Origin of the sequence: [Clostridium] polysaccharolyticum (assembly GCF_900111595.1) — a bacterium.
Taxonomy (GTDB): domain Bacteria; phylum Bacillota; class Clostridia; order Lachnospirales; family Lachnospiraceae; genus Clostridium_AI; species Clostridium_AI polysaccharolyticum.
Map to the genome: position 1 here is coordinate 200670 of NZ_FOHN01000001.1, position 23767 is coordinate 224436.

Here is a 23767-nt window from a genome sequence, read left to right on the forward strand (position 1 = left end):
TGCCATTATGAGTGATAAGAAAATCGTTGGGAAACAAAGCATAGCCTTTCAAAATCCTCCAGTCATTACGGGATATGCTTCCATAGTCGGAAAAAAAGAAGGAGAAGGTCCTTTAGGTTCCTATTTTGACAGAATAGACGAAGATGCGTTATTTGGTGGTGATAACTGGGAAGATGCAGAAAGCCGTCTGCAGAAAATGACAGCAGAACTGGCTATTCAGAAAGCCATGCTGAAACCAGATGATATCCGTTATATTTTTGCAGGAGATTTACTTGGACAGCTGATTGCCACTTCTTTTGGAATTGTGGACTTGAAAATCCCTTTGTTTGGTGTATATGGAGCCTGTTCCACTATGGGAGAATCTATGTCACTAGGTTCTGTTTTAGTAGACGGAGGTTATGCGGATCACGTTGTAGCAATGACATCAAGTCATAATGCCAGTGCAGAAAAACAGTTCCGTTTTCCTTTGGAATATGGTGCTCAAAGACCTTTAGCTGCTACATGGACAGTTACAGGAAGTGGTGCTGTGGTGATTTCAAGTTGCGATAAAGCAGATGCTGTAAAAAATGATGATGCGATTATTGAAATCAAAGGAATTACAACAGGGAAGATTATGGATTATGGCGTGAAGGACTCTATGAATATGGGGGCTTGCATGGCACCGGCGGCCTGTGAGGTTATTGCACAGAATCTGACAGATTTTAAACTCTCTCCAGCCTATTACGACAAGATTATAACTGGTGACTTGGGGGTTGTAGGGCAGAAAATTTTAATTGATCTGCTTATGGAAAAAGGATTTGATATTTCACATAATCATATGGATTGTGGAATTGAAATCTATAATGCGGATACGCAGGATACTCATGCTGGTGGAAGTGGATGTGGCTGTAGTGCATCGACTTTATGTAGTTACATTATGAAGAAAATGCAGTCTAAAGAGTGGAAGAAAGTACTTTTCGTGCCAACAGGTGCATTGCTTTCTACCGTAAGTTTTAATGAAGGAAATTCTGTTCCAGGCATTGCACATGGGGTTATGTTAGAAGTTCGCAGTTAATACTTTTGATATGCGGTAAAATGGAGGTAAATGATGGATTATGTAAAAGCATTTGTAATCGGTGGTTTAATCTGTGCACTGGTTCAGATTGTAATGGACAATACAAAGTTAATGCCAGGACGTATTATGGTCTTGCTTGTATGTTTCGGTGCACTCTTAGGAGCAATTGGGGTTTATGAACCATTTGCCAAGTGGGCAGGGGCTGGTGCCACAGTACCACTTAGTGGATTTGGAAGTACGTTATTTAAAGGAGTAAAGGAAGCGGTAGATGCCAATGGATTTATTGGTATTTTCAAAGGTGGATTTACCAAAAGTGCAGTGGGGATATCATCAGCACTGGTATTTAGTTATATTGCATCATGGGTATTTAAATCTAAGATGCAGTAAAATGGAAAAAGAAAAACGCATCTGCATTTAAAAGCAGATGTGTTTTTCTTTTTAAATCCTAAAAATCTATGGAAAAATGAGGATTTTTCCTAATCATTTCTAGGTGAAGCATGTTTCTTTCTAGTATTCTCAGGTTTATCTGATGGCTTATTGTCTGGAATCGCAGTGTCAGGTTTGGAAGGTTTTCCATTAGGAGTTACGTTTGGGAGAATTTTTTCTGGATTTTCAGGTGATTTTCCAGAGTTCGTATGAATCGGACATAAATTCGATTCAAAATTGTTTGGTAAAATATATGGTGTATCAGCTGTCTGGGCTTTTTCACCAGATTTTATCAAATAGACTCGGTTGATGATATCAATACTTGGACAGTAAGCACTTGGAGTGTGTCTGGATGCTTCACATATTGGGACTTTCACATGAACGTCACAAGTTTCTGTTGGAACAGTACCTTTGGCAAAAAATTCCGTACGCACGGTGGAACCATTTGGAGCATGGTCACAAACACCATCAATGGCCAGTTTTCCAGACTTTGTACATATTTTTGCTGTGGTGATAGACTCTGGTCTGGTAAATTCTTTGCGTGCTAAAGGTTTATGGATTTTTTCCATAACCGTACGCCATAAATTTTTGTGGTAAGCTGTGTCTTCCTGCTTGCCATTATTGTCGTAGCCGCCCCAGATGCCTGCCGTATAGTAAGGGGTATAGCCAACAAACCATAAATCGTTATCATTGCTTGTAGTACCAGTCTTACCAGCGACAGGCATATTGACGCTGGCCAGTGAAAGCTTTTTGCCAGTACCTGCTTTTACCACATCCTCCATTGCGCTAGTTAGCAGATAAGAAGTAGAGTCTTTCATGACTTGTGTAGAAACAGAGTCTGTATGGTCTAGCATAATTTTTCCAGTCTGATCAAGAATCTTAGTATACAGCTTTGGCTTGGTATAATTGCCTCCATTTGCAATAGTAGCAAAAGCATTTGTTAATTCCAGATTGGTAACACCGTCGGTAATACCGCCAAGTGCAAGGGATAAGTTTAAATCACTTACCGTAGCACCTGTTTTTTCATTAACACGGTTTTCTACAAGTGTAGTAAATCCAAGTTTCTGTAAGTAGGAAAAACCAGTCTGGGTTGTAACCTGCTCTAATGTTTTAACAGCCATTACATTCATGGAATTATAAATGGCCTGACGGATCGTGGTAAAACCGTTATAAGCTTCTCCATTCCAGTTATTAACCTTTTTAGTGGAACCTGGATAATAATATAAATCATCATCAAATACAGTAGCAAGTGTCATGCCTTTCGTATCCAGTGCAGGAAGGTAGGTTGATAAAATTTTAAATGTAGAACCAGGCTGTCTGGCTGTTGCAGTTGCCCTGTTTAAGGAACGGCTGTAATTTTTCAGTCCACGGCCGCCAATTAGTGCTTTTACCTGTCCAGTATACTGGTCCATTAGTACAAAGGATACTTGAGGCTGAGGTACAAAATTAATTACTTCACCGTCAATTCTGTCATTTTTTCCTACAACATGTTTTTTGTATTCCTCAATATATGGATCTGCCTTTTTCCTGTTTTTAAAATACAGATTGAAAGCTGTATTTTTTTTCTGGAAATATTTCTTTAAATTCATTTCACTGTAATTGTGGGCTTCCCCTTTTTCATCAATGACAGTAAGCCTGTAAGTTAATTCAAAGGTTGAGTTGCCAGGATACATGGACTCGTCTGCAAACACATCGTCACATAGTTTCTGCATTTTTGGATCTTGTGTGGCATAAATACTAAGTCCGCTCCGGTAAATTAAATTATAAGCCTGTGTGGAGGTGTATCCTAGTTCTTCCACTAAATCATTGGTTACTTCGTCTACTAATGCATCAACAAAGTAAGAATTTACATTAGATTTGGAAGCATACTGTTCTGTGTTAACCAGCTCAATGCGGGAATATACATCATCAGTCAGTGCTTTCTGGTACTGTTCTTCGGTGATATAATTCTGTTCTTTCATTTTATCTAAAATAATGGTTCGCCGTTTTGCATTGTCTTCTGGATAGGTGATTGGATTGTAAGCGGAAGGATTCTTTGTGATTCCAGCAATAACTGTACATTCAGATAAAGTCAAATCTTTTACATTCTTATTAAAATAACGTTGAGAGGCAGCTTCAACACCTAATGTATTCTGGCCTAAATTGATGATATTCAGATAGTATTCCAAGATGGTCTTCTTGTCCATTTTATTCTCTAATTGGAGAGCTAAATATTGTTCCTGTATTTTACGTTCAAATTTGTCTGAAAAATTAGTTTCCATACCACCTTCAAAAACAGTATTTTTTAGAAGCTGCTGTGTTAAAGTACTGGCGCCTTGATCAAAACCGCCTCCAGTAATGCCTAAAAAGAACGCACGAAAAATGCCACGGACATCAATCCCTTTGTGGCTCCAAAAACGCTCATCCTCAACTGCAATAAAAGCATTAATTAAATCCTTTGGGATATCTTCAATATTTACATAAACACGATTGGCATTGGAACCAACGAGCTGCTGCATTTTATTTCCTTTGGAATCATAAATAGTAGTCGCAAAAGTAGTAGGAGCTACGTTAATGCTGTCAATGTGCGGAGCATTGTCAATGATTCCTCTGACAATTCCAATTCCAGCAAATGTGCCAATGCAGGCACACAAAACTATACAGATTAAAAAAGTTCGAAAAAAGAGGACAGATGCTTTTTTCTTTCTTTTTTTGTTTGGTGAAACGGTTTCTTTATACTTGTCCTTAATCCCGTTGTTACTAAAATTCATATGAGCCTCCTGTTAATATTAACCATATTATACCCGTTTTATGGCAGTATAATCTGGAACAGGTATAATTAGTATTGGCAGTATTTATTATTATAACAAATCTATGTAAGTAAATAAAGTTTTTCTCATGACATTTTATTAAGAAGAATTATAAGAGAGAGGGAACTATTAAAATTTCTTATAAATGTATAGAATGCTGAACTTTTTTTTGCGTGTTCAGGTAAATGCATTCGAAAATAGGCAGGATATGTCACAATAAGTAATAAAATGCGTACGATTTTAGTTGCCTAAACAGATAGAAAACTGTTATTATATAGTAGCAATCCCAATTAATTGTTTCATTAGGGAAAAATAAAGAAAGGACCAATTGTGATGACAGAATCTAAACTAATAGGAAAGCGTATCATTTTAGCTGTTCCAGAGAGGGAGATGTGTTTAGAGTATTTTATTCTAAAAGAACAAAATGAACATGATAATACTGTTACATATGGAGCAAAGATATGCAAGACGGAAAATGGAATTGATGAAGTAGAAGAAGTAAAGGGGATTACGGATTCTAGTAAAGTGATTATCAGCTTAGCTGATATGTTGCTTGAAAATACTGTGACACCTATATCTATGGTAGACGTAATAGATGATTACGTGACAGATAAACTATGTAGCTAAATTTCCTTTAACATGTTATAATGGCTTCAGTAAATAAAGGAGTCGTAAACATGAAAGAACAGGTTAATGTAGTTTACCGAGGTGGACAAGGTGAAATAGCTGAAAAAAAATCAAGATTCATTTGTAGTGTACATGCGGTCAATACAGAAGATGAGGCAATTGCATTTATAGAAAAAATGCGTAAACAGTATTGGGATGCAAAGCATAACTGTTTTGCATACGTAATTGGCGAGAGACAGCAGATTCAAAGGTTTAGTGACGATGGGGAACCATCCGGAACTGCTGGAAAACCAATGCTTGATGTGTTGTTAGGAAAGCAGCTGTGTAATGCGGTTGCGGTTGTAACAAGATATTTTGGAGGCACGTTGCTTGGCACTGGGGGGCTAGTGCGTGCATATTCAAAAAGCGTACAAGCAGGATTAAAAGAAAGTATCATTTTTGAAAAATGTTGCGGAAAACAGGTTTCCATATCCACAGATTATAATGGGATAGGAAAATTACAATATATAGCGGCAACAATGGAACTTCATACTCTTGATACGGAATATACAGATAAAGTAGTCGTAAAATTACTGGTTCCTGACGATAAGTTAAATGAGATGGACAAAAAAGTAACAGAAGCTACTTCAGGAAAAGCGAAAATAGAAATAGAAGCTACTGTCTCTTATGGGATCCATAATGGAGAGATCATATTATTATAACAAGTTATTTATAACAAGTTATTTGTAACAAGGGAAAAGGACATAACGGGGGGTTATGTCCTTTTCTCTGTTATACAAACTGATTGCGTTTTTCATCATACTCATAATTTATTGCTTTTAAAGAATTTATAATTTCTGCCGGATCAGCATCTAAGCTTTTACATAAGTCTTCTAAGGAAGAAAAATTATCCCGTAGCTGGGTATTAATATAGCTTAAACGCATGGCAGGATCTTTTGGAATGTTCATAACAACTGCCTCCTGCTGTTTTTTTATATGTTTAAAATATTCCTTGATTCTGGCTTCATATCCGTTATCGGATAGATGGTAAAATGTGGTGTCTTTATGTTCATCTGGAAGATACTGCTGTTCTACATAATGATTTTCGTAGTCGTGGGCATATTTATAGCCAAGTCCATGTCCAAGTTTTGCGGCACCAGGATAATGGGCATCTTTTAGATAGGATGGTATTGCTGCATGTTTTTCGCGCTTAACAGTTTCCAGTGCTTTATCAATTGCCATATAAGAAGAATTGCTTTTGGGTGCACATGCCACATAAGAAGCTGCCTGTGCCAGTACAATTCTAGCTTCGGGCATTCCAAGACGCTCTGCTGCCTGTGCACAAGCTGTGGCAACTACAATGGCATTCGGATCTGCATTGGATACATCTTCAGAAGCACAGATCATAATACGTCTTGCAATAAATGTAATATCCTCACCAGCATAGAGCATTTTGGCGAGATAATAAATAGCAGCATCGGGGTCAGAACCTCTCATGCTTTTAATAAATGCAGAAATCGTATCATAATGATTATCTCCGGTTTTATCATAGCGTACCACTCGTTTCTGAATGCATTCCTGTGCAACATCCAGAGTAATATGGATTTTTTCATCTTCACTTCGAGGAGTAGTTAAAATGCCAAGTTCAATAGCATTTAGTGCTGAGCGGGCATCTCCGTTAGAGACACTGGAAAGAAATTCTAAAGCATCATTGTCGATTACTGCATGGTACGCACCAAGTCCTTTTTGTTCATCTGTAATGGCTCGTTTGATCAGTGCTTTTATATTGTCCTGACTCAATGGGTGAAGTTCGAATACAATGGAACGGGAAATAAGAGCAGAATTTACTTCGAAGTACGGATTCTCGGTAGTAGCACCAATTAAAATAACGGTGCCATCCTCTACAAAAGGAAGCAGATAGTCCTGCTGGCTCTTATTAAAACGGTGGATTTCGTCTACAAACAATATGGTCTTTTTTCCGTACATGCCATTGTTATTTTTTGCTTCATTAATAATCTGCTCCATATCCTTTTTGCCACTGGCAGTTGCATTGATTTGTGTAAATAAGGCACTAGTGGTGTTGGCGATTACTTTGGCAAGAGTGGTTTTTCCAGTTCCTGGAGGCCCGTAAAAAATAACGGAACTTAATTTATCGGCTTTAATGGCACGGTAAAGCAGTTTATCTTTGCCAAGGATATGTTCCTGTCCAACGATTTCGTCTAAGGCAGCAGGACGAAGTCTCGAAGCGAGAGGGGATTCCGTCTCTTGGTTTTTGCTTCGCATATAGTCAAATAAATCCATTGAGTTCCTCCTTTTTTCTAAGAGTTGGGCATTACTGTTCATCTTGGTTGTTATTTCTGGACTTTAGTATAAGCTGATAGCCATACAATAGAAATGGGAATGCGACGGTAGCAAACAGGCATCCCATAAATAATCCGCCAGATTTTTTATCTGTAAAGCAGGCAACAATAAGTGTTGCTATATAAAGTGCCAGCAGTAATAGGACTAATACTAGGCTGAAAATTCTTTTTTTCATTGTTATCCTCCGTATTGAAGTAATTCTTATCCAATTTCCTTTACGAAAAGTAGATCTCAATTATTATAACGAATTCCATCAGGTATTGCAATGTACAAAGTAACACAATGACAGGGAAACAAAATGCTGAGAAAAAATACATATTTACATTTTTGGCAATTCATATTATGATAGCTAAGTATTTCGGTGAAAGAAAGGAATTATAAATGACAAAAAGCAGATTTGGTAAAATTATGTGGGCATTATTTGGAATTATGTTAGTAAGCTTTGGGGTGGCATTTAATGCGGGAACTTTGTTTGGAAATGATCCGATTGGAATTGTTTATGATGGGGTACGTCATGTGGCTAATCTAAACCCGGAAAAATTAGGATATGTTTCTAATTTTGTAAACTATGGGCTGATTCTTTTTCTTTTAATTGCAGGGCGTAAATATATTCATATCGGAACAATGGTGTATATTCTTCCTTATGGTTTTTTTGTAAGTCTTGGAACGAAGATTTATGAAAACTGTTTTGTACAGGAGGTGTTTGCCTCTCGTCTGTTAGCAGCAGTATTGGGATGTTCCTTTGTTTACATTGGAGTTGGAATCTACATTGCCATGGATATTGGACTGGATCCATTTACAGGTGTTGTAATGGTAATTGCCGATGCAGTCAAATGGGATTTTCAAAAAACAAAAATCTGTTTTGACCTGGCAATGATAGTACTGGGAACAGTATTAGGTGGAAAATTAGGTGTGATTACTATTGTAACTGCATTAACAGCAGGACCTTGTATTCAGGCAGTTTCTAAATTTGTGAAAAATAAGGTAAAATAGAAAAATGTTAAAAAATGGATACCACTGATATCAAAACACATATACAGATTGCGTTCTATATGCTTGGCTTGAAAGCGTCTCCTTAGAGGCGCTTTTGCTGGCGTTTTAAGGAAGTATCTTGATTTTAGTGTGGCAGCCTCTATTTCATTCATAAGAAAATGCCGATATCATATAGATGAGTATATGCTTTCATATAATTATGGGACATTAGACTCAGCATGAAAAGTAATAAGGGTGACTATCTGGCAATTTATCATTTGTATTGTAGCATGGAAGGAGGAAAAATGAGGATTCAACATAATATGACTGCGGCAGCAGCATCTAGGAATTTGAGTATTCTCTTTAACAGACAAGGTGCTTTGGCAGAAAAGCTCTCATCTGGTTATTGTATTAACCGAGCAGCGGATAATGCAGCAGGATTAAAAATCAGTGAAAAAATGCGGGGCCAGATTCGTGGACTTAATCAGGCATCAAGAAATGCACAGGACGGAATATCGTTTTTACAGACAGCGGACGGTGCATTAAACGAAGTACATAGTATTCTTAACAGGGTAAGAGAACTGACAGTTCAGGCCTCCAATGATACCAATGTAGATGCAGATAGAGAAGCTATTCAGCAAGAAGTGGATCAGCTTTTGAAAGAAGTCAATCGTATTTCAGGCCAGACAGAATTCAATACCAGAAAGATTTTTGATGGCTCATTAAGTGGGACAACAACATCTCCATATCTGAAGATGGATGACACCAATCTGGGATTCTTGGAGGTGACTCATGATTTCGCAGCCACACAAACTGCAGCAGGTACCAAGCAGGTTCCAGAAGGGTATGCTGTTCTGGCCAATATATTAGACCAGGAAATTGTGCCACAGGCAGTTAATACGATATTAAGCACATTCTCCAGTGCATTTCACTACTTAAAGGACAGTTCAACAGGAATTGGTCTTACGATTATAAATGATGGAAGTAAAAATGCATTGGCTTCCGTTTCAGTAGGAACTTCTTCCCGTCTTGATTCTGCCACTGGAGAGAAAGAGTATTTGTATTTAACATATAATCTGACCGTAAATGCGTTTTATCTACAGTTTAAAGCGGATGGCACTTTAGAAGATTCTGTAAGATCACAATTGGAAGGTACCATTGCCCATGAAATGATCCATGGATTTATGGATGAACTGTTAACGAAAGGGATGGTTGGAGATGATAGTACAAGATATCCATTGTGGTTTATGGAAGGAATGGCACAGTCAGCAGTTGGAGGATATGCCAACTATAATGACTGGGTAAATGGCGGGCTTAGAATTAATGAAACGAAGTCGGTAGATCAAATCAGCAATATTGTTATGTCTTCTTCTAATAAGCTGTCTGCGAATAGTGGAAACGCAAGTTATGGAACAGGATATTTAGCCTGTATGTATCTAGGACAGCTTGCCAGTGGAAAAGGCCTGTCCTCTTCTGCCATAACGGCAACCAATATAAGTGCAGGGCTTGATACGATACTGAAAAAGCTGGGGGAAGGGAATTCTCTTGATTCTGTCATTAATGAGGTTTCAGAGGGGAAATACACAAGTACTGCACAGTTTGAACAGAAGTTTGGTGATACGGACTCTGCAACATTTGTGAAAGACTTGACTGTCAAAGTAGGCAGTACTGGAAATGGCAGTGTGCTTACTGGTGATTTTACGTCAGTAGATTTAGTGCCAGATGGAGCTGCCCATTCTACAGTATTTGATCTGAATCCAGATGCTTCGAAGGTAAAAAATACATACCCAGAGGGGGTGTATGTGGGTAGTGGTGGCGGAAAGACCACAGCAGGAAAGAAACCGACAGAAGATTATGGAACAAGTGGACCAGAAGAGGTTGACCCGCCATACATAGGGGACAAAAATATGGATATCTCTACCCTGACGGCAGGAAAAGGAGATGGTTATACCTTTGATGGAACTACGTTGCGTATTACAGATGGCGGGGAATATACGATAACTGGCACCAGGACAGGGATACAGATAGAAGTCGATAGCAGCAAAGATGTGGCACTTAAGATGAAAGATTTCACCATCAGTGCAGCATCGGCTTCTGGTATTACAATTGGTGGCAGTTCAAAAGTTACGATAGATGTATCTGGCAAGAATACCATAACAAGTGGCAGTGGAGCTGCGATTAAAGTAGGACCGTCAGCAACCCTTACGATTACTGGAGATGGCCAGCTAACAGCCAATGCAAAGAGTGGCAGTGGTGCAGCAGCAATTGGCGGCAATGCTGGTCAAGGAACGGGAACCATTACTATTAATGGAACTGCTGGAAAGGAACTTGTTGTATATGCCAATGGTGATAATGGCGAAGCTGCGATTGGGGCTGGAAAAAATGGTTCGGGTGGAAGCGTGAACAAAACAAATGGCATTCTATTCGATCAGCCGGATAGAAATGGAACCGTATATGGAAGGGTGACAGTTTCTGGCAAAGTGGATACCAAAGGAGGCAGCCTAACGGTAGATGGTGGTGCAGTTCTTATGGTTTCTTCTAGTGGAAGCATTGTAAATGGAAGCGGTTCGGCCAATATTATCAATAAGGGTGAGATTGGTAACCGTGGTTCCATTGGCTCTAAGGTTACTTCCAGTGGCGGTTCCCTAAAAAATTATGTCACCACTATCAAAATGCAAAAACCAAAAGAAGTTGCAGTCGGAGCTAAATTATTATCCAGGCAAGGTGCAGCGGCAACAATTTTTTATAATGGTTCCAATAAGGAAGAACTTTCTGGAAACTGGACGGTTAAAGATTCTGCTGGAAATATAGTAGATGCCTTAAATACGGTTGCTGAAGAAGGACAAAAGTACCAGTATACAGTCAGTTATACACTGTCACAAAGCCAAATTGATAAGGGGATTACATTTGCAGACGATTCTGTGTTTCAGAATAGTATATCTGCTCAAAGCATGCTTGCATTATATGGGGATGAGGAAGCAGAAGGAAGCTCTTATAGCAGTATTGCGTTAAAAGATAAAAGTGTCAGTGCAGACGGCAGAACCTTAACGGTTACCTATGAGATGGATCCAGTATCTGGTTCTTCTAGTGGAAGTGGTGATATAACAGCAGAAGGATTTATGCTGCAGGTTGGTGCGAATAAAGGACAGGGATTATCCATTACCATAGACAAAATGGATACAGCAGAACTTGGACTGGATGGCTTGTCTGTTATGTCTCACAAGGACGCTTCTGATTCCATAGAAAAGGTGGATGATGCAGTTAGTAAGGTGTCTAGTATTCGTTCCAAGATTGGTGCTTATCAGAACCGGCTGGAATATACTATTGAGAATCTGGATAATACAGCAGAGAACCTGCAGTCAGCCGAATCCAGAATACGAGATCTGGATATTGCCAGTGCAATGGTAGAATATGCAAAGAACTCTATTATTATGCAGGCAGCGCAAGCGGTACTTGCACAAGCCAATCAAAGCCGGGGCGGTATCTTAAAATTGCTTCAATAAGACCTGAAAGCAATACAATCGTAAAACAAAAGCTGATGAATAAAGGTGGAATGGCAAAATGGGAGTTATTATTGAATAATGATGTAATGTGCAAAGAAGTTATTGTAGAGTATTGTGTTAAGTATAAAAGAATGAAAAGTACAGACTAAAACACCAGAAAATGCAAAAACCCCCTGATGCAGTAGGGAGCTACACCAGGGGGCATAAAAGGGGAGGTTATATACACAAATATTTATCTTAGTTTAACTGAGAGCAAAACAGCGTATTTGCTATGATAACGATTTTATGAAATTCGTCTTGAATTGTGTTCAAATAAAAAAGTACAGACTAAAGTACAGACTTAAATATGGAACAATGCAAGTATTAATCTCAAGTAAAGACAATCATGGCAAAATTATTACGTTTATCAGAATACACCTTATGAGTGGTAGGAATAACCGTGTAATATACAGTATTTGCTGAATTGAGCAGTGTAACATGAGAACATGTCCTTAATATAAATTAATATATTTTAGTACTTTTTGTTACCAAGATGGGGACAGAAAGGAGACAAAAAAATTAGTTTTATGGGGACAGATATAATAAACAATTTAATATGAGAAAGACGATAATATAGCTGATATATTGCGGATCTAAGCAACGAAAAAAGGATAATCAAAAAAGACTGGTTATCCTTTTTTTGTTGCTTATTTTAGTAACAGAGCTGACCTATCGGCTACGGGGGTGCACAGATTCCTCATTTGGGGCAGTGTTGCAACGCTGCTCCAAGATATTGAAAAGAGGAATCATAAATGAATAGGAGGAATCATTATGAATGGTAAAGTTATTGCAATTGTAAACCAAAAAGGTGGAGTAGGTAAGACAACAACAACATTAAATCTTGGCTATGCTTTAGCAGAAAAGGGACATAAAGTTTTACTTATTGATCTGGATCCACAGGGAAGTTTAACTATTTCATTAGGCGTAGATGACAATGATAACTTGCAGCATACAATTGCAAGTTTAATGGGAATGGAGATTGAAGAAGAACAGCTTCCAAGTAAAAATGAGTATATTATTACTGTTGAAAAATTGGACTTGATACCATGTAATATTGAATTGTCAGGTATCGAGGTTTCATTAGTGAATGCAATGAGCAGAGAATATGTATTAAAGTGCGTTATTCAGGAAATTAGAAATGACTATGAATATATAATTATAGATTGCTCGCCATCGCTAGGCATGCTTACAATTAATGCATTAGCAGCCTGCGATGGTGTCATTATTCCTGTGACGCCAGAGTATTTGAGTGCAAAAGGCTTAGAAATGTTACTAAAAAATATTGGAAGGACAAAGAAGAAGATTAATCCAGCAATTGATATTGAAGGTATACTACTCACAATGTATGTAGAGCGTATGAATCTATCAAGAGCTGTTAAGCAAATGATAGAGGATGCTTATGGTAAGCAAATACATATTTATAGTAGCTGCATTCCTAAATCTGTACGAGTGGGTGAATCAAGTTTAAATAGTGTACCAATTATTCAATATGATAGGAAAAATCCAGTATCGATTGCATATGAAAATTTTGCAAAGGAAGTGGTGAGGTATGGGAAATCTATTACAGACAAGTAAAAAACTTACAAGTTTAAATGATATATTTGGTGGAACTAACGATGAACAAAATGTTAAATCTGTAACGAAAGTTGATATTAACAAATTAATTGCATTTAGCAAACATCCTTTTAAATTATATGAAGGTGCTAGACTGGATGATATGGTTCGCAGTGTTAAAGAGCTTGGAGTATTGACTCCAATATTAGTTAGAAAATTAGATAATGGAAATTATGAAATACTATCTGGGCATAATAGGTGGAATGCTGCTAAGATGGTAGGATTATCAGAAGTTCCAATCTATCTGTTAGAAGATATTAATGATGAAGAAGCAATGCTAATCGTAACGGAAACGAATCTTATTCAACGTTCGTTCAATGATTTGCTTCCATCAGAGCGAGCGTGCGTAATAGCACAACACCATGAAGCACTAAAATGCCAGGGCAAGAGATTTGATTTATTAGAAGATATAAAAAGGCTGCTAAATGCCGATGAAATAAACAATTCTGATACTTTTGATCTAATAGATCAGAAGCAAAATTCAAGAGAGAAAGTTGGTAGTGTATACGACTTATCATCTGGAGCAGTCGCTAGATATTTAAGAGTAAATGTACTATCTGATAAACTGAAAAATTTTTTGGATGATGCTGTTATTGGTTTATATGTTGCAGTAAGTATTTCTTATCTTAGTAATGATAATCAGGAGTATTTAGCAGGATTCATTGATTCTGGTAAGAAAGTCGACATTGAAAAGGCTAATAAGCTCAAGGAACTTCAGAAAGCTGGAAAATTGAATGAAATTAACATGGCGAAGGTGCTAGACGGAACATACAAGCCTCATAAAAAGAAGTCTATCTTGAAAGGATATAAAATAAAATCAAAAGTAATGAAGAAGTATTTTCAAGAGGAGCAGTCAGAGGATGAGGTGGAGTCAATAATTGAAAAGGCACTAGAACTGTACTTCAAACAATAAGAACACAAAGCTTTATACTGACGTATAAGGAGGTACAAAAAGATGAAGTTGAATGAATTGAAACAGATTTATAGACAGGCAGCTGAAAAAATGCTTCACGAACAGTCATACTGGAAGGAATTTCTGCAATATGCAGGAAAGATGTATATGTATAATTTCCCGACTTTGGTTAGTATGTTTGCACAGAATACAGAGTATACGCAATTAGCAACGTACGAAGCATGGAATAAATTAAATCTGCAAATCAAGCGAGGAGAAAAGAGCATTCCAGCTTTAATGAATAATTATTATGGAATGGTACACATGTTTGATATAACTCAACTCAGTACAACACCCAAAATAGAAAATTGGACAATTGCTCAAAATGAAAGAGAAGAGTTTGAAAAACGTTTTGTTAAAGCAAATTACAAGTATGTCGAACAGGGAATGTTGGAGAAATCTTCGGATATCATATATGCCATGATAATAGATCAAATGAATTCTATCCATATGGAAAATAAGGAACTCGAAGATGTATTAATTAGCAATGGAAAAAGTATTTTTGAAGATGTATATTATATGGTAAGGTACAGATGTAATACAAGCGAAGCAGAAGATTCAGTAAGCAAATTGAATAATAGTTTGAATTTAGACAAGTTTACAGCTTATGGGCAGTACATAATGACTATAGGAAAACCAATATTGTTGAATTGTAAGAATATTGTGTACGAAATGAGGAAGGAGCAGAGTAATGAGAGAGAAAGTAGAAATGGATTATATCGAGAAGGACGGAATCCAGTTCGCAGACGTGAAGGGGGAACTGGACGAGAAGTACACAGCGAAACTCGGCAAATACGGAATTTTGGCAATGAACTATTGGAAAGAGAACAAGGCGATACAGCTTCAAATTCTGGTGACAAAAGGGATAATGATGAAGACCATGCACGAGATCGAGGACAGAGCCAATCTGATGATGGACGAGCTGCAGAAAAAAATGCTGAAACAGGATCCGGTGAAGAATCAACAGAACACAATGGAGAGCTACAGGCACAGACAGAGGATACACGACCAGGCAGAGGAAATCGTGTTGAGAGAAGTAGTGTACAAATAGAACTGAACTTTGAAAGCGATAAGGGAGTTGATTATATTTCAGCTCCTTTTTTCGTAGAAAAAGGACAATATCTTTCGGAAGAATCCAATAATGATGTTTCAAGTGAGAAAGTTGAGCAAGAAACGAAATCAGTAGAAAAGCATAACTACCATTATTTAGAATCTCATAACCTATATACTGGAGGGATTAAGACAAAGTTCAATAATAACATTGCAGCCATTAAACTGCTAAAGGATATTGAAAAAGAAAACAGGGTTGCAACCTTGGATGAACAGATTGTCCTGGCAAGATACGTTGGCTGGGGAGGCATGGCAAGTGCATTTGATGAAAAGTCAAATGCTTGGTCAAAAGAATACATTGAATTAAAAGAGCTGTTTAATGAAGATGAATACAGAAGTGCTAGAGCCTCTACAAACACCGCATTCTATACAGAACCAGGAATCATCAAAGGCATTTATCAAGCATTAGAGAACTTTGGCTTCAAAGGTGGAAACATCCTGGAACCTTCTATGGGAATCGGCAATTTCTTTTCAGTAATACCAGAAGAAATGCAAAAAGCTTCTAAGCTATATGGTGTAGAGATAGACGATTTATCGGGAAGAATAGCTAAACAACTCTATCAGACAGCAGATATTCAAATTAGTGGGTATGAGAAATCAAACTTGCCGTACAATTTCTTCGATGTAGCAATCGGAAACATTCCGTTTGGAGACTACAAAGTATTCGATGAACATTATAAGAAACAGAATTTTAAAATACATGATTATTTCCTAGCAAAAACTGTTGATAAGCTTCGACCATATGGAATTATGGCAATCATTACAAGCACAGGAACATTAGATAAGGCGAATCCAGTGGCAAGAAAGTATCTGGCAGAACGAGCAGAGCTGCTTGGAGCAATAAGACTTCCAAATATAGCGTTCAAACAGATTGCAAATACTGATGTAAGCAGCGACATTCTCTTCTTTCAAAAAAGGGAGCGTATGCAGGTTGTAGAACCAGAATGGGTATTTACAGGGGTGACAGAAGATGGAATTACAGTGAATCAGTATTTCATAAAGAATCCAGATATGATTCTTGGGAAGATGACTTATGACACTAGGATGTTTGGTGGGAACAGCAAATATACTACGGTAGTGAATGAGAATCCAGAAAACTTTCAAGCAGATTATCAGAAGGCAATTGAAAGTCTGACAGGACAGATTGGCATCCAGATAGAAGATTCAAATGAACAAGCAGTAGACAGTATTCCTGCTGATCCATCGATTAAGAATTTTACTTATGCTCTTGTGAATGACAAGGTTTACTATCGAATGAATTCTGTTATGACATTGGCAGGATTTTCAGCAAAAAATGAAGTCAAGGCAAAGAAACTAATTGAAATACGTTCCAGTGCAAGAAAAGTAATTGATGCGCAGATGGCTAATTGTTCCGACCAGGAACTTATTGATTTACAGGAGAATTTATCAAAAACTTATGATGATTACGTTAAGCAATATGGTCATTTAAGTGCAAAAGGAACTAGGTTCTTTAGAAATGATGCAGATTATCCACTGCTAATCTCATTGGAAAATATCAATTCAGACATGTCAGTTGAAAAAGTAGACTTATTTACGAAGAGGACAATTCGACCATACAGTGAGATTAACCATGTGGAGAGCCCACAGGAAGGATTGATTGTATCACTGAATGAGAAGGGTGAAGTAGATATTCCGTATATTGCGCAGTTGGCAGGTATGACCAAGGAACAAGTTGTAACGGAACTGAATGAACAGATATACTTAAATCCTGAAAAATATGATGAAGCTAATCCATATACAGGATACGAAAGCTCAGAAGAATACCTTTGTGGGAATGTAAGAGCTAAGTTGAAGGTTGCAAAGTTATATGCTGAAAAGAATCCAGTCTTTAAAAAAAATGTTCTAGAGCTGCAGAAAGTACAACCAAGGGATCTTGATGCAAGTGAAATAACGGTTCGTTTGGGAACTACCTGGATTGATGAAACAGATTATAACCAGTTTATGTATGAACTTCTAGATACACCACGCTATAGCAGAGCTTACGGAAATGGGGGAGATGATGGAACAGAGGTTGCTGTACATTATAACAAAATGGATGCTTCTTTTTCCGTATCAAATAAAGTTTATTCAGTTACCAGTACTGCTCGTGCCAGCCAGACATATGGTACGGAAAGAAAAAATGCGTATCAGATTATTGAAGATACGCTTAATATGAAAACTGTTGTGGTTAAGGATAAAGTGGAGAATGAAAACGGTGGATATTCATACGTAGTAAATAAACAACAGACAATCCTGGCAAGAGAGAAGCAAACACTAATTAAGGAGAAGTTTCAGGAATGGTTCTGGGGTGATATTGAGAGACGTGAAAAGTATGAGAGAAGATACAACGAGCGTTTCAATAATACTCGTTTAAGGGAATATAACGGTTCATACCTTACTTTTCCAGGCATGAATCCGGACATTGAGTTAAGACCTCACCAGAAAAATGCAATTGCCAGAGTAATTTATGGAGGAAATGCGTTGCTGGCACATTGTGTTGGTGCCGGAAAAACGTATGAAATGATAGCAAGTGCGATGGAGTTAAAACGAATCGGGCTTGCAAACAAAGTAATGATATGTGTTCCAAATCATTTGACGGAACAGGTAGGAAGTGATTTTTTAAAGCTTTATCCTGGAGCCAACATCTTAGTGTCAACTAAGAAAGACTTTGAGCCAGGCAACAGAAAAGCATTTGTAAGCCGTATTGCTACAGGCGAATATGATGCTGTAATAATTGGGAACACACAATTTGAAAAAATTCCAATATCAAAAGAACGAGAAGAAAGGATGATAAAAGAGCAAATTGACCAGGCTGAAAGTGCTATAGCGTCAATAAAAAATGAAAATGGTGAACAGTGGTCAGTTAAACAGATGGAAAGATTTAAGAAAGGGCTAGAAGCTGAATTGAGTAAACTTAGGGACAGTAAGAGAGATAACGTCATTGAGTTTGAACAATTGGGTGTCGATGCCCTTTTTGTTGATGAAGCACATTATTATAAAAATTGCGCTGTTTTTTCTAAAATGAGAAATGTCGCTGGGGTATCAACAAGTAAGGCAAAGAAATCAACTGATATGCTGATGAAGTGTCAGTATATTCAAGAAATAAACAATGGAAGGGGCGTTGTTTTTGCAACAGGGACACCAGTTTCCAATAGCATGACAGAACTGTTTGTTATGCAAAGGTATCTACAGAACGACGAGTTAAAGCAAAAGGGTGTTGAAAATTTTGATGCTTGGGCAGCAAACTTTGGAGAAGTTGTTTCCTCCCTAGAACTTGCACCAGAGGGGACAGGTTATAGATTCAAAAATCGTTTTGCAAAGTTTAACAATCTCCCTGAACTAATGACAATGTTTAGGAAAATAGCAGATGTTCAAACGCCGGACATGCTTAACCTTCCAGTACCTAAACTGAAAGGTAATCAATACCAAATTGTTGTGTCAGAGCCGTGTGAGTTTACTAAATTGGTTATGGCAGAGTTTGCTGATAGAGCTGAGAGAATACGAAATGGTTCGGTCGATCCACGTATTGATAACATGCTAAAAATTACGAATGAAGCTAGGCTACTTGGAACGGACCCAAGACTCTTAGATGAATTTGCTCCAAATGAGCCGAATAGCAAGGCGAATAAATGCGTTGAGAATGTGTACCAAGAATATGTAAACAGTAGTGAATTTAAAGGTACGCAGATTATATTTTGTGATGTTGGAACACCGAACGGAACAAGATGGTCCATATATGACTATCTAAAAGAAGAACTAATCCGTTACGGTATTCCAGAGGAAGAGATTTGTTATATCCATGATGCCAAGACAGAGATACAAAGAGAGAAACTGTTTGAGGACTTGAGGAATGGAACAAAAAGAATAATTATAGGAAGTACATCAAAAATGGGAACTGGAGTGAATATCCAAGACCGTCTGATAGCAATGCACGAATTAGATTGTCCTTGGCGTCCGGCGGATATAGAGCAGCGTGAAGGACGCATTTTGCGTCAAGGTAATATGAACAATGAGGTTTCCATTTATAGATATGTTACAAAGGATACATTTGACTCGTATAATTGGCAGCTTGTAGAACAGAAACAGAAGTTTATAGCTCAGATTATGACAAGTAAGGATATACAGCGAAACTGTGAAGACATTGATGATACAGTGTTGAGTTTCGCAGAGGTCAAAGCTCTTGCAACAGGGAATCCACTTATCAAAGAAAAGATGGATATTGATACAGAAGTGACAAGGCTAAAACTTCTGAAAAGCAATTTTCTTAATCAGAAGTACAAAAGTGAAAATGCATACAAGAGAGTGTATCCAAATAAGATTGCTGACCTGGAAAGAAAAATAAATGATTTACAGAACGACATCGTGAATAGAAACAAAAATAAGAGTGATGTATTTTCTATGCAAATCATGGGAGTGCATTTTACGGAACGTTCTGATGCAGGAGAAGCTTTAGCAGGAGTACTTGCTATGAACTATTCGTCAGAGGCAGTTGGTGAATATGCTGGATTGCAACTGTTTAGAAAGGAAGGCAATGCAAAGTGCCTATTATTAATGGGAACAGGTTCAGCGTATAGTGTAGAAATTGGAGACAGTCAAATTGGTAACATAGCTAGAATAGAAAATACAGTTTCCAACCTGGACAAGTATTTAGTTGATTGCAACATGCGCTTAGAGAGGTATCGCAATGATATGGAGGAATCTAGGATAAACAGTGAAAAGATATTTGAGCATGAAAATGAGTTGCAAGAGAAAATGAAACGTCAAGCAGAATTAAATGAGCTTCTGGAGGTAGATAAGAACGAGGAAGTGCTAATGGACGAGGAGGGGGGAATTAGTAAAGAAGAAGCAGTGAAAATGGTGAAAGAAGTAATGAACATGCAGGAACTTGAAAATGAAGAATATGAATTGGAAATGTAGGAAGTATTTTAGATGAAAATAAAGGAATTAACAAAATATAAACAAGGAATTCTAAATTATTGCGTGGTACAAAGTAAATTGTACGATTTGAATCGTGAGATGTCTCTTTTGAGTGAAAGGGAACCGTTTGTCCAGTATTTAGAAACAGAGGATAATTGGGAATCGTACAAACAAGATGTTGCTTTTTTACAAAAGGAACAAGAAGAAATACATAAAGAAGAAATTGCCATAGAAGATATTTTTCATAAATCGTTTGAAGACAAGGAGGAAGAAAAACAGATTCTTTATGCTTTTTTAACGAGTATTGCAAAAGTATATGATGTAAGTCATCAGTTTAATATGTTTAATTCGGACTTTATAGAAATTTTGTGTAATGATAAATTGTATGAAGATTTAGAAATAGCACAAGAAACTCTTATTTTATTTCGAAAAAATAACTTTAAATACATTAAGGAAGAGGCTGAAAAAAATGAGAAACTAGCAAACATAGAGGAATACATAGTAGATCCAGAAATAGAATTCTTAGCAGAAAAGGAAGCTCAAGTATGGTGGGAGAAGATGAAAGAGGAAGGCATTGTCAATCAGGAAGAAGAGACAATGCTGAAAGATGAAGGAGGTAATGCTATGGCAGAAATAAGTAGGGAGGATGTTTCATTAGAGGAATATCAGGCATGGGAAGAAAGTAAAGACAAGTATCTAACAAGTGATGCTTACAACAAACAATATGCCGAAGCACAAAGCAATGCAAAAGAACCAAAGCAAATAGAAGCGGATGAGAAAAGAGAGAAGCATCCAGAGACACTGCTGGCGAATCAAGTCAGCATCATGGATTTTGCAAAGAAGAATCACTTTGTGATTCGTTATGAAGATGAAAAGATTGCAAAAGTACAGGATATAATTTCAGAAGGAGAAATAACAGTATTTAAAGAAAACAACACATGGTCGATTCCAGAGAATGGGACAACCACTGGCGGGCGAACGATACGCTTCGTTGCCAGAATGCTAGAAATGAATAACTATGCTGCAAGTGATATGTTAGTCGAGAATAGGGCAAAGTACAGTTCATCAAAGGAATACAACGAAGAATATGCAAAACAGCATAGCAAACAGAAGGAATCAAAAGCCCAATTAACGGTACAGGAAGAAGAAACAATGCCGAAAGAGGAAGGAGGTAATGCATATGTTGAAACACAAAGCAATGTAAAAGAACCAGAAAAACAGGAAATTCCCCAAGCAGAAGTGCAGGAGCAGAAAGAAATCCCATTGTCGTCTGTTTTTTCCAAAATCCAGATAGCAGAAATTCTTGCAGGTGCAAAGAGGGGACTGGATATAAAGGTTTACAACAAAATAGAACTTTCAGCAGAGCAGATGCACGAGCTTAGACTGGGACTTGAAAAGGACATCAATTTAAGTGAGTTTGCATACAAACAAGTACCAGCTAATTACTTAAAAGAAGTACGATTGGCAAAACAGGATGGACTGGATATAAAAGTGTTTGCATTGAAGGATGGAAAATGTACCTATACTGCAGAGCAGGCAAGAGAGATCCGTCTAGGTCTTAAAGCAGGACTTAGCCAAGAACAAATGAATGTGTTTTCCAAAAAAGATTTAAAACCAGATGTAATGAAAGAACTTAGATTAGGGTTACAGAATAGCTTAAATGTCATGGCAGATTTTAATAATGGCTTGTATACAGCAAAAGATATCCATACAGTTCGTATGCACTTAATGGTTAAACAATTCTTAGAGTCGCTGAAGCAGAAAATGGCCATGTTATTTGAGCAGGTGAAAGAAGCTATTAGAACTAGTATTGAGAAGCAAAAACCAGAGTCGACAGCACAGGAAGTCATGGAAGAAACGGATTTGCAGGTGAAAGATACCGTAAAGGCTTTGTATGAAGCAATTGAGGAATCTATTTCCGAAAAGGATATAGAAACCAAAAAAGAGATTCTTGCAGGAGTTTTTGAAAAAGTTGTAGCAATTGGAAATGCAATCGAAGAATTGTATCCAGATAAGGAAAAGGGAGAAGTTTTCCAAGAAGTAGCTTCCCGGGTAGAAGAAACAATCTATGAAAATACATTGAAAGACAAAGCCCTAAATGCTTTGAAAATTGATTATGCGGAAAAGTTTGCAGAGAGCGAACAGCAGCATAATATGAAAATTGTTGAAATTACGGAACAGTTGATGAAAGAGCCAATTACAAAGGAACAGAAGAAAGAAGTGCTATTAGATAACTTAAACTATGAAATAAGCGAATCGGCAATTGAAAGTTTGATGGAGTATATGCCGCAAACAGCAGATACAAATATGATGAATCAGTTATTACAGAATCAACAGAATATAATAGAACATTCGGAAGAATTTGAATTAGAGCAGTAGTCAGCAGGCTATTGCTTTTTTAGTTGAAGGGAGGTGATTATATAGAAAAGCAATCTTATAAGAGATTCTCGGAAGAACAAGTTAATCGAGCTAATTCAATAGATATTGTGCAGTTGGCAAAACAGCATGGCTATAAAGTTATTAAAAAAAGAAATGAGATGCGCATACCGGATATGGGAGGTCTGATTATTGATACAAGAAGAAATAGATGGTACCAGTTTAGTGCTAGTACAGGCGGAGGACCAATACAGTTTCTCATGGAACTAGAGAATATGAGCTGGAAAGATGCGGTAGAAACACTTCTTAATGAAGAAGGTGAGGTTAATATTGTTTTTAAACCTTCCAATAGCATTAAAGAGGAAAAGAAAGACTTTAGATTGCCAGAGAAAAACGATACATATAAACATCTATTTGCTTACCTGGTTAAGACTAGAATGATTCATCCCAAAGTAGTTCAGCAATTTGTTGCAAAAAAGCTTTTATACGAGAATAAGCAGCACAGTTGTGTTTTTGTGGGATGTGATTTGGAAGGGACACCACGATATGCAAGTATTCGAGGAACATTTACCATGCAAGGCAAGGAGGCATTTAAAGGAGAAGCTGCTGGCTCTGATAAGAGGTTTGGGTTTTGTCGTGTTGGTAAGGGTGATACCTTATTTGTTTGTGAGGCTCCGATCGATGTCTTAAGCTATATGTCTATATATAAGTATCGTGGACTTGATAGTCTTATTGAGCAGGAGCACTTATTGAGCTTGGGATGCACAGCAGATAATGCATTAGAAAATTATCTGCAGGAGCATCAGAAAGTTACTAAGATTAAACTTGGTCTTGATAATGATAAAGCGGGTAATGAGGGATGCAAGGCTATCTTTAAGAAGTATTCCGGTCAGTATCAGATTCAGAGAATTCACATGAGAGAAAAAGATATGAATGAAGTTCTTGTTACTGATATGAAAAGGATTGCAGCTAGACAGAAAGAATTAGTTATGGAAAAAGCTTCATATGAACTGGAGCAAGAGCTTTAAAAGCAGAAAGAGGTGATTTA

The 23767-nt window shown here is 37.4% G+C and carries 14 protein-coding genes; 11 read left to right on the top strand and 3 right to left on the bottom strand.

Annotation, left to right across the window (positions count from 1 at the left end):
* Positions 1-7 precede the first annotated feature (7 nt).
* Both BMY85_RS00905 and BMY85_RS00910 read left to right on the top strand, forming a co-directional pair.
* Positions 8-1054: a stage V sporulation protein AD gene (locus BMY85_RS00905; RefSeq protein WP_092475093.1), complete on the top strand. Its 1047-nt coding sequence runs from the start codon at positions 8-10 to the stop codon at positions 1052-1054.
* Between the two features lie 33 nt (positions 1055-1087).
* On the top strand, positions 1088-1441 hold the full coding sequence (locus BMY85_RS00910; protein WP_092475095.1) for a SpoVA/SpoVAEb family sporulation membrane protein: 354 nt from the start codon (positions 1088-1090) through the stop codon (positions 1439-1441).
* 89 nt (positions 1442-1530) lie between these two features.
* Here the strand turns inward: BMY85_RS00910 and BMY85_RS00915 are convergent, their stop codons facing one another.
* Positions 1531-4230, bottom strand: coding sequence for a transglycosylase domain-containing protein (locus tag BMY85_RS00915; RefSeq protein ID WP_092475097.1), 2700 nt, complete (start codon positions 4228-4230; stop codon positions 1531-1533).
* Between the two features lie 372 nt (positions 4231-4602).
* On the opposite strand from BMY85_RS00915, the gene BMY85_RS00920 reads away from it, so the two are divergent.
* Complete coding sequence (locus BMY85_RS00920; protein ID WP_143066298.1) at positions 4603-4896, top strand: DUF6514 family protein; 294 nt, start codon at positions 4603-4605, stop codon at positions 4894-4896.
* Positions 4897-4946: 50 nt separating this feature from the next.
* Positions 4947-5597 (top strand): YigZ family protein, encoded by a 651-nt coding sequence (locus BMY85_RS00925; RefSeq protein ID WP_092475103.1) that lies wholly within the window; start codon positions 4947-4949, stop codon positions 5595-5597.
* A gap of 70 nt (positions 5598-5667) precedes the next feature.
* On the opposite strand, the gene BMY85_RS00930 is transcribed toward BMY85_RS00925, so the two are convergent.
* Together BMY85_RS00930 and BMY85_RS00935 are read right to left on the bottom strand one after the other, a co-directional pair.
* The gene (locus BMY85_RS00930) at positions 5668-7176 is read right to left on the bottom strand and encodes an AAA family ATPase (protein ID WP_092475107.1); all 1509 of its coding nucleotides are present in this window, start codon (positions 7174-7176) and stop codon (positions 5668-5670) included.
* A gap of 31 nt (positions 7177-7207) precedes the next feature.
* Positions 7208-7411 (bottom strand): hypothetical protein, encoded by a 204-nt coding sequence (locus BMY85_RS00935; RefSeq protein ID WP_092475110.1) that lies wholly within the window; start codon positions 7409-7411, stop codon positions 7208-7210.
* Between the two features lie 206 nt (positions 7412-7617).
* On the opposite strand from BMY85_RS00935, the gene BMY85_RS00940 reads away from it, so the two are divergent.
* From BMY85_RS00940 to BMY85_RS00970, 7 genes are all read left to right on the top strand, one after another.
* Positions 7618-8229 carry a YczE/YyaS/YitT family protein gene (locus BMY85_RS00940; protein ID WP_092475113.1) on the top strand — a complete coding sequence of 204 codons (612 nt, stop codon included), beginning with the start codon at positions 7618-7620 and terminating at the stop codon, positions 8227-8229.
* A 284-nt stretch (positions 8230-8513) separates the two neighbouring features.
* Positions 8514-11711 (top strand): flagellin N-terminal helical domain-containing protein, encoded by a 3198-nt coding sequence (locus tag BMY85_RS16125; RefSeq protein WP_092475116.1) that lies wholly within the window; start codon positions 8514-8516, stop codon positions 11709-11711.
* Positions 11712-12521: 810 nt separating this feature from the next.
* Complete coding sequence (locus BMY85_RS00950) at positions 12522-13325, top strand: ParA family protein (RefSeq protein ID WP_092475119.1); 804 nt, start codon at positions 12522-12524, stop codon at positions 13323-13325.
* Complete coding sequence (locus tag BMY85_RS00955; protein WP_092475122.1) at positions 13300-14277, top strand: ParB N-terminal domain-containing protein; 978 nt, start codon at positions 13300-13302, stop codon at positions 14275-14277. The genes BMY85_RS00950 and BMY85_RS00955 overlap by 26 nt, the downstream gene beginning before the upstream one ends.
* Positions 14278-14319: 42 nt before the next feature.
* Complete coding sequence (locus BMY85_RS16405; RefSeq protein ID WP_092475125.1) at positions 14320-20343, top strand: helicase-related protein; 6024 nt, start codon at positions 14320-14322, stop codon at positions 20341-20343.
* A gap of 12 nt (positions 20344-20355) precedes the next feature.
* Positions 20356-22722: a hypothetical protein gene (locus BMY85_RS00965; protein WP_092475128.1), complete on the top strand. Its 2367-nt coding sequence runs from the start codon at positions 20356-20358 to the stop codon at positions 22720-22722.
* 158 nt (positions 22723-22880) lie between these two features.
* Positions 22881-23747, top strand: coding sequence for a DUF3991 domain-containing protein (locus tag BMY85_RS00970; protein WP_143066299.1), 867 nt, complete (start codon positions 22881-22883; stop codon positions 23745-23747).
* The last annotated feature ends 20 nt before the right edge of the window (positions 23748-23767 follow it).

What these genes read in the sequence shown, in the direction of transcription:
- BMY85_RS00905 (WP_092475093.1), top strand. Translation starts at nt 8, where the DNA reads ATGAGTGATAAGAAAATCGTTGGGAAACAAAGCATAGCCTTTCAAAAT.
- BMY85_RS00910 (WP_092475095.1), top strand. Translation starts at nt 1,088, where the DNA reads ATGGATTATGTAAAAGCATTTGTAATCGGTGGTTTAATCTGTGCACTG.
- BMY85_RS00915 (WP_092475097.1), bottom strand. Translation starts at nt 4,230, where the DNA reads ATGAATTTTAGTAACAACGGGATTAAGGACAAGTATAAAGAAACCGTT.
- BMY85_RS00920 (WP_143066298.1), top strand. Translation starts at nt 4,603, where the DNA reads ATGACAGAATCTAAACTAATAGGAAAGCGTATCATTTTAGCTGTTCCA.
- BMY85_RS00925 (WP_092475103.1), top strand. Translation starts at nt 4,947, where the DNA reads ATGAAAGAACAGGTTAATGTAGTTTACCGAGGTGGACAAGGTGAAATA.
- BMY85_RS00930 (WP_092475107.1), bottom strand. Translation starts at nt 7,176, where the DNA reads ATGGATTTATTTGACTATATGCGAAGCAAAAACCAAGAGACGGAATCC.
- BMY85_RS00935 (WP_092475110.1), bottom strand. Translation starts at nt 7,411, where the DNA reads ATGAAAAAAAGAATTTTCAGCCTAGTATTAGTCCTATTACTGCTGGCA.
- BMY85_RS00940 (WP_092475113.1), top strand. Translation starts at nt 7,618, where the DNA reads ATGACAAAAAGCAGATTTGGTAAAATTATGTGGGCATTATTTGGAATT.
- BMY85_RS16125 (WP_092475116.1), top strand. Translation starts at nt 8,514, where the DNA reads ATGAGGATTCAACATAATATGACTGCGGCAGCAGCATCTAGGAATTTG.
- BMY85_RS00950 (WP_092475119.1), top strand. Translation starts at nt 12,522, where the DNA reads ATGAATGGTAAAGTTATTGCAATTGTAAACCAAAAAGGTGGAGTAGGT.
- BMY85_RS00955 (WP_092475122.1), top strand. Translation starts at nt 13,300, where the DNA reads ATGGGAAATCTATTACAGACAAGTAAAAAACTTACAAGTTTAAATGAT.
- BMY85_RS16405 (WP_092475125.1), top strand. Translation starts at nt 14,320, where the DNA reads ATGAAGTTGAATGAATTGAAACAGATTTATAGACAGGCAGCTGAAAAA.
- BMY85_RS00965 (WP_092475128.1), top strand. Translation starts at nt 20,356, where the DNA reads ATGAAAATAAAGGAATTAACAAAATATAAACAAGGAATTCTAAATTAT.
- BMY85_RS00970 (WP_143066299.1), top strand. Translation starts at nt 22,881, where the DNA reads ATGCGCATACCGGATATGGGAGGTCTGATTATTGATACAAGAAGAAAT.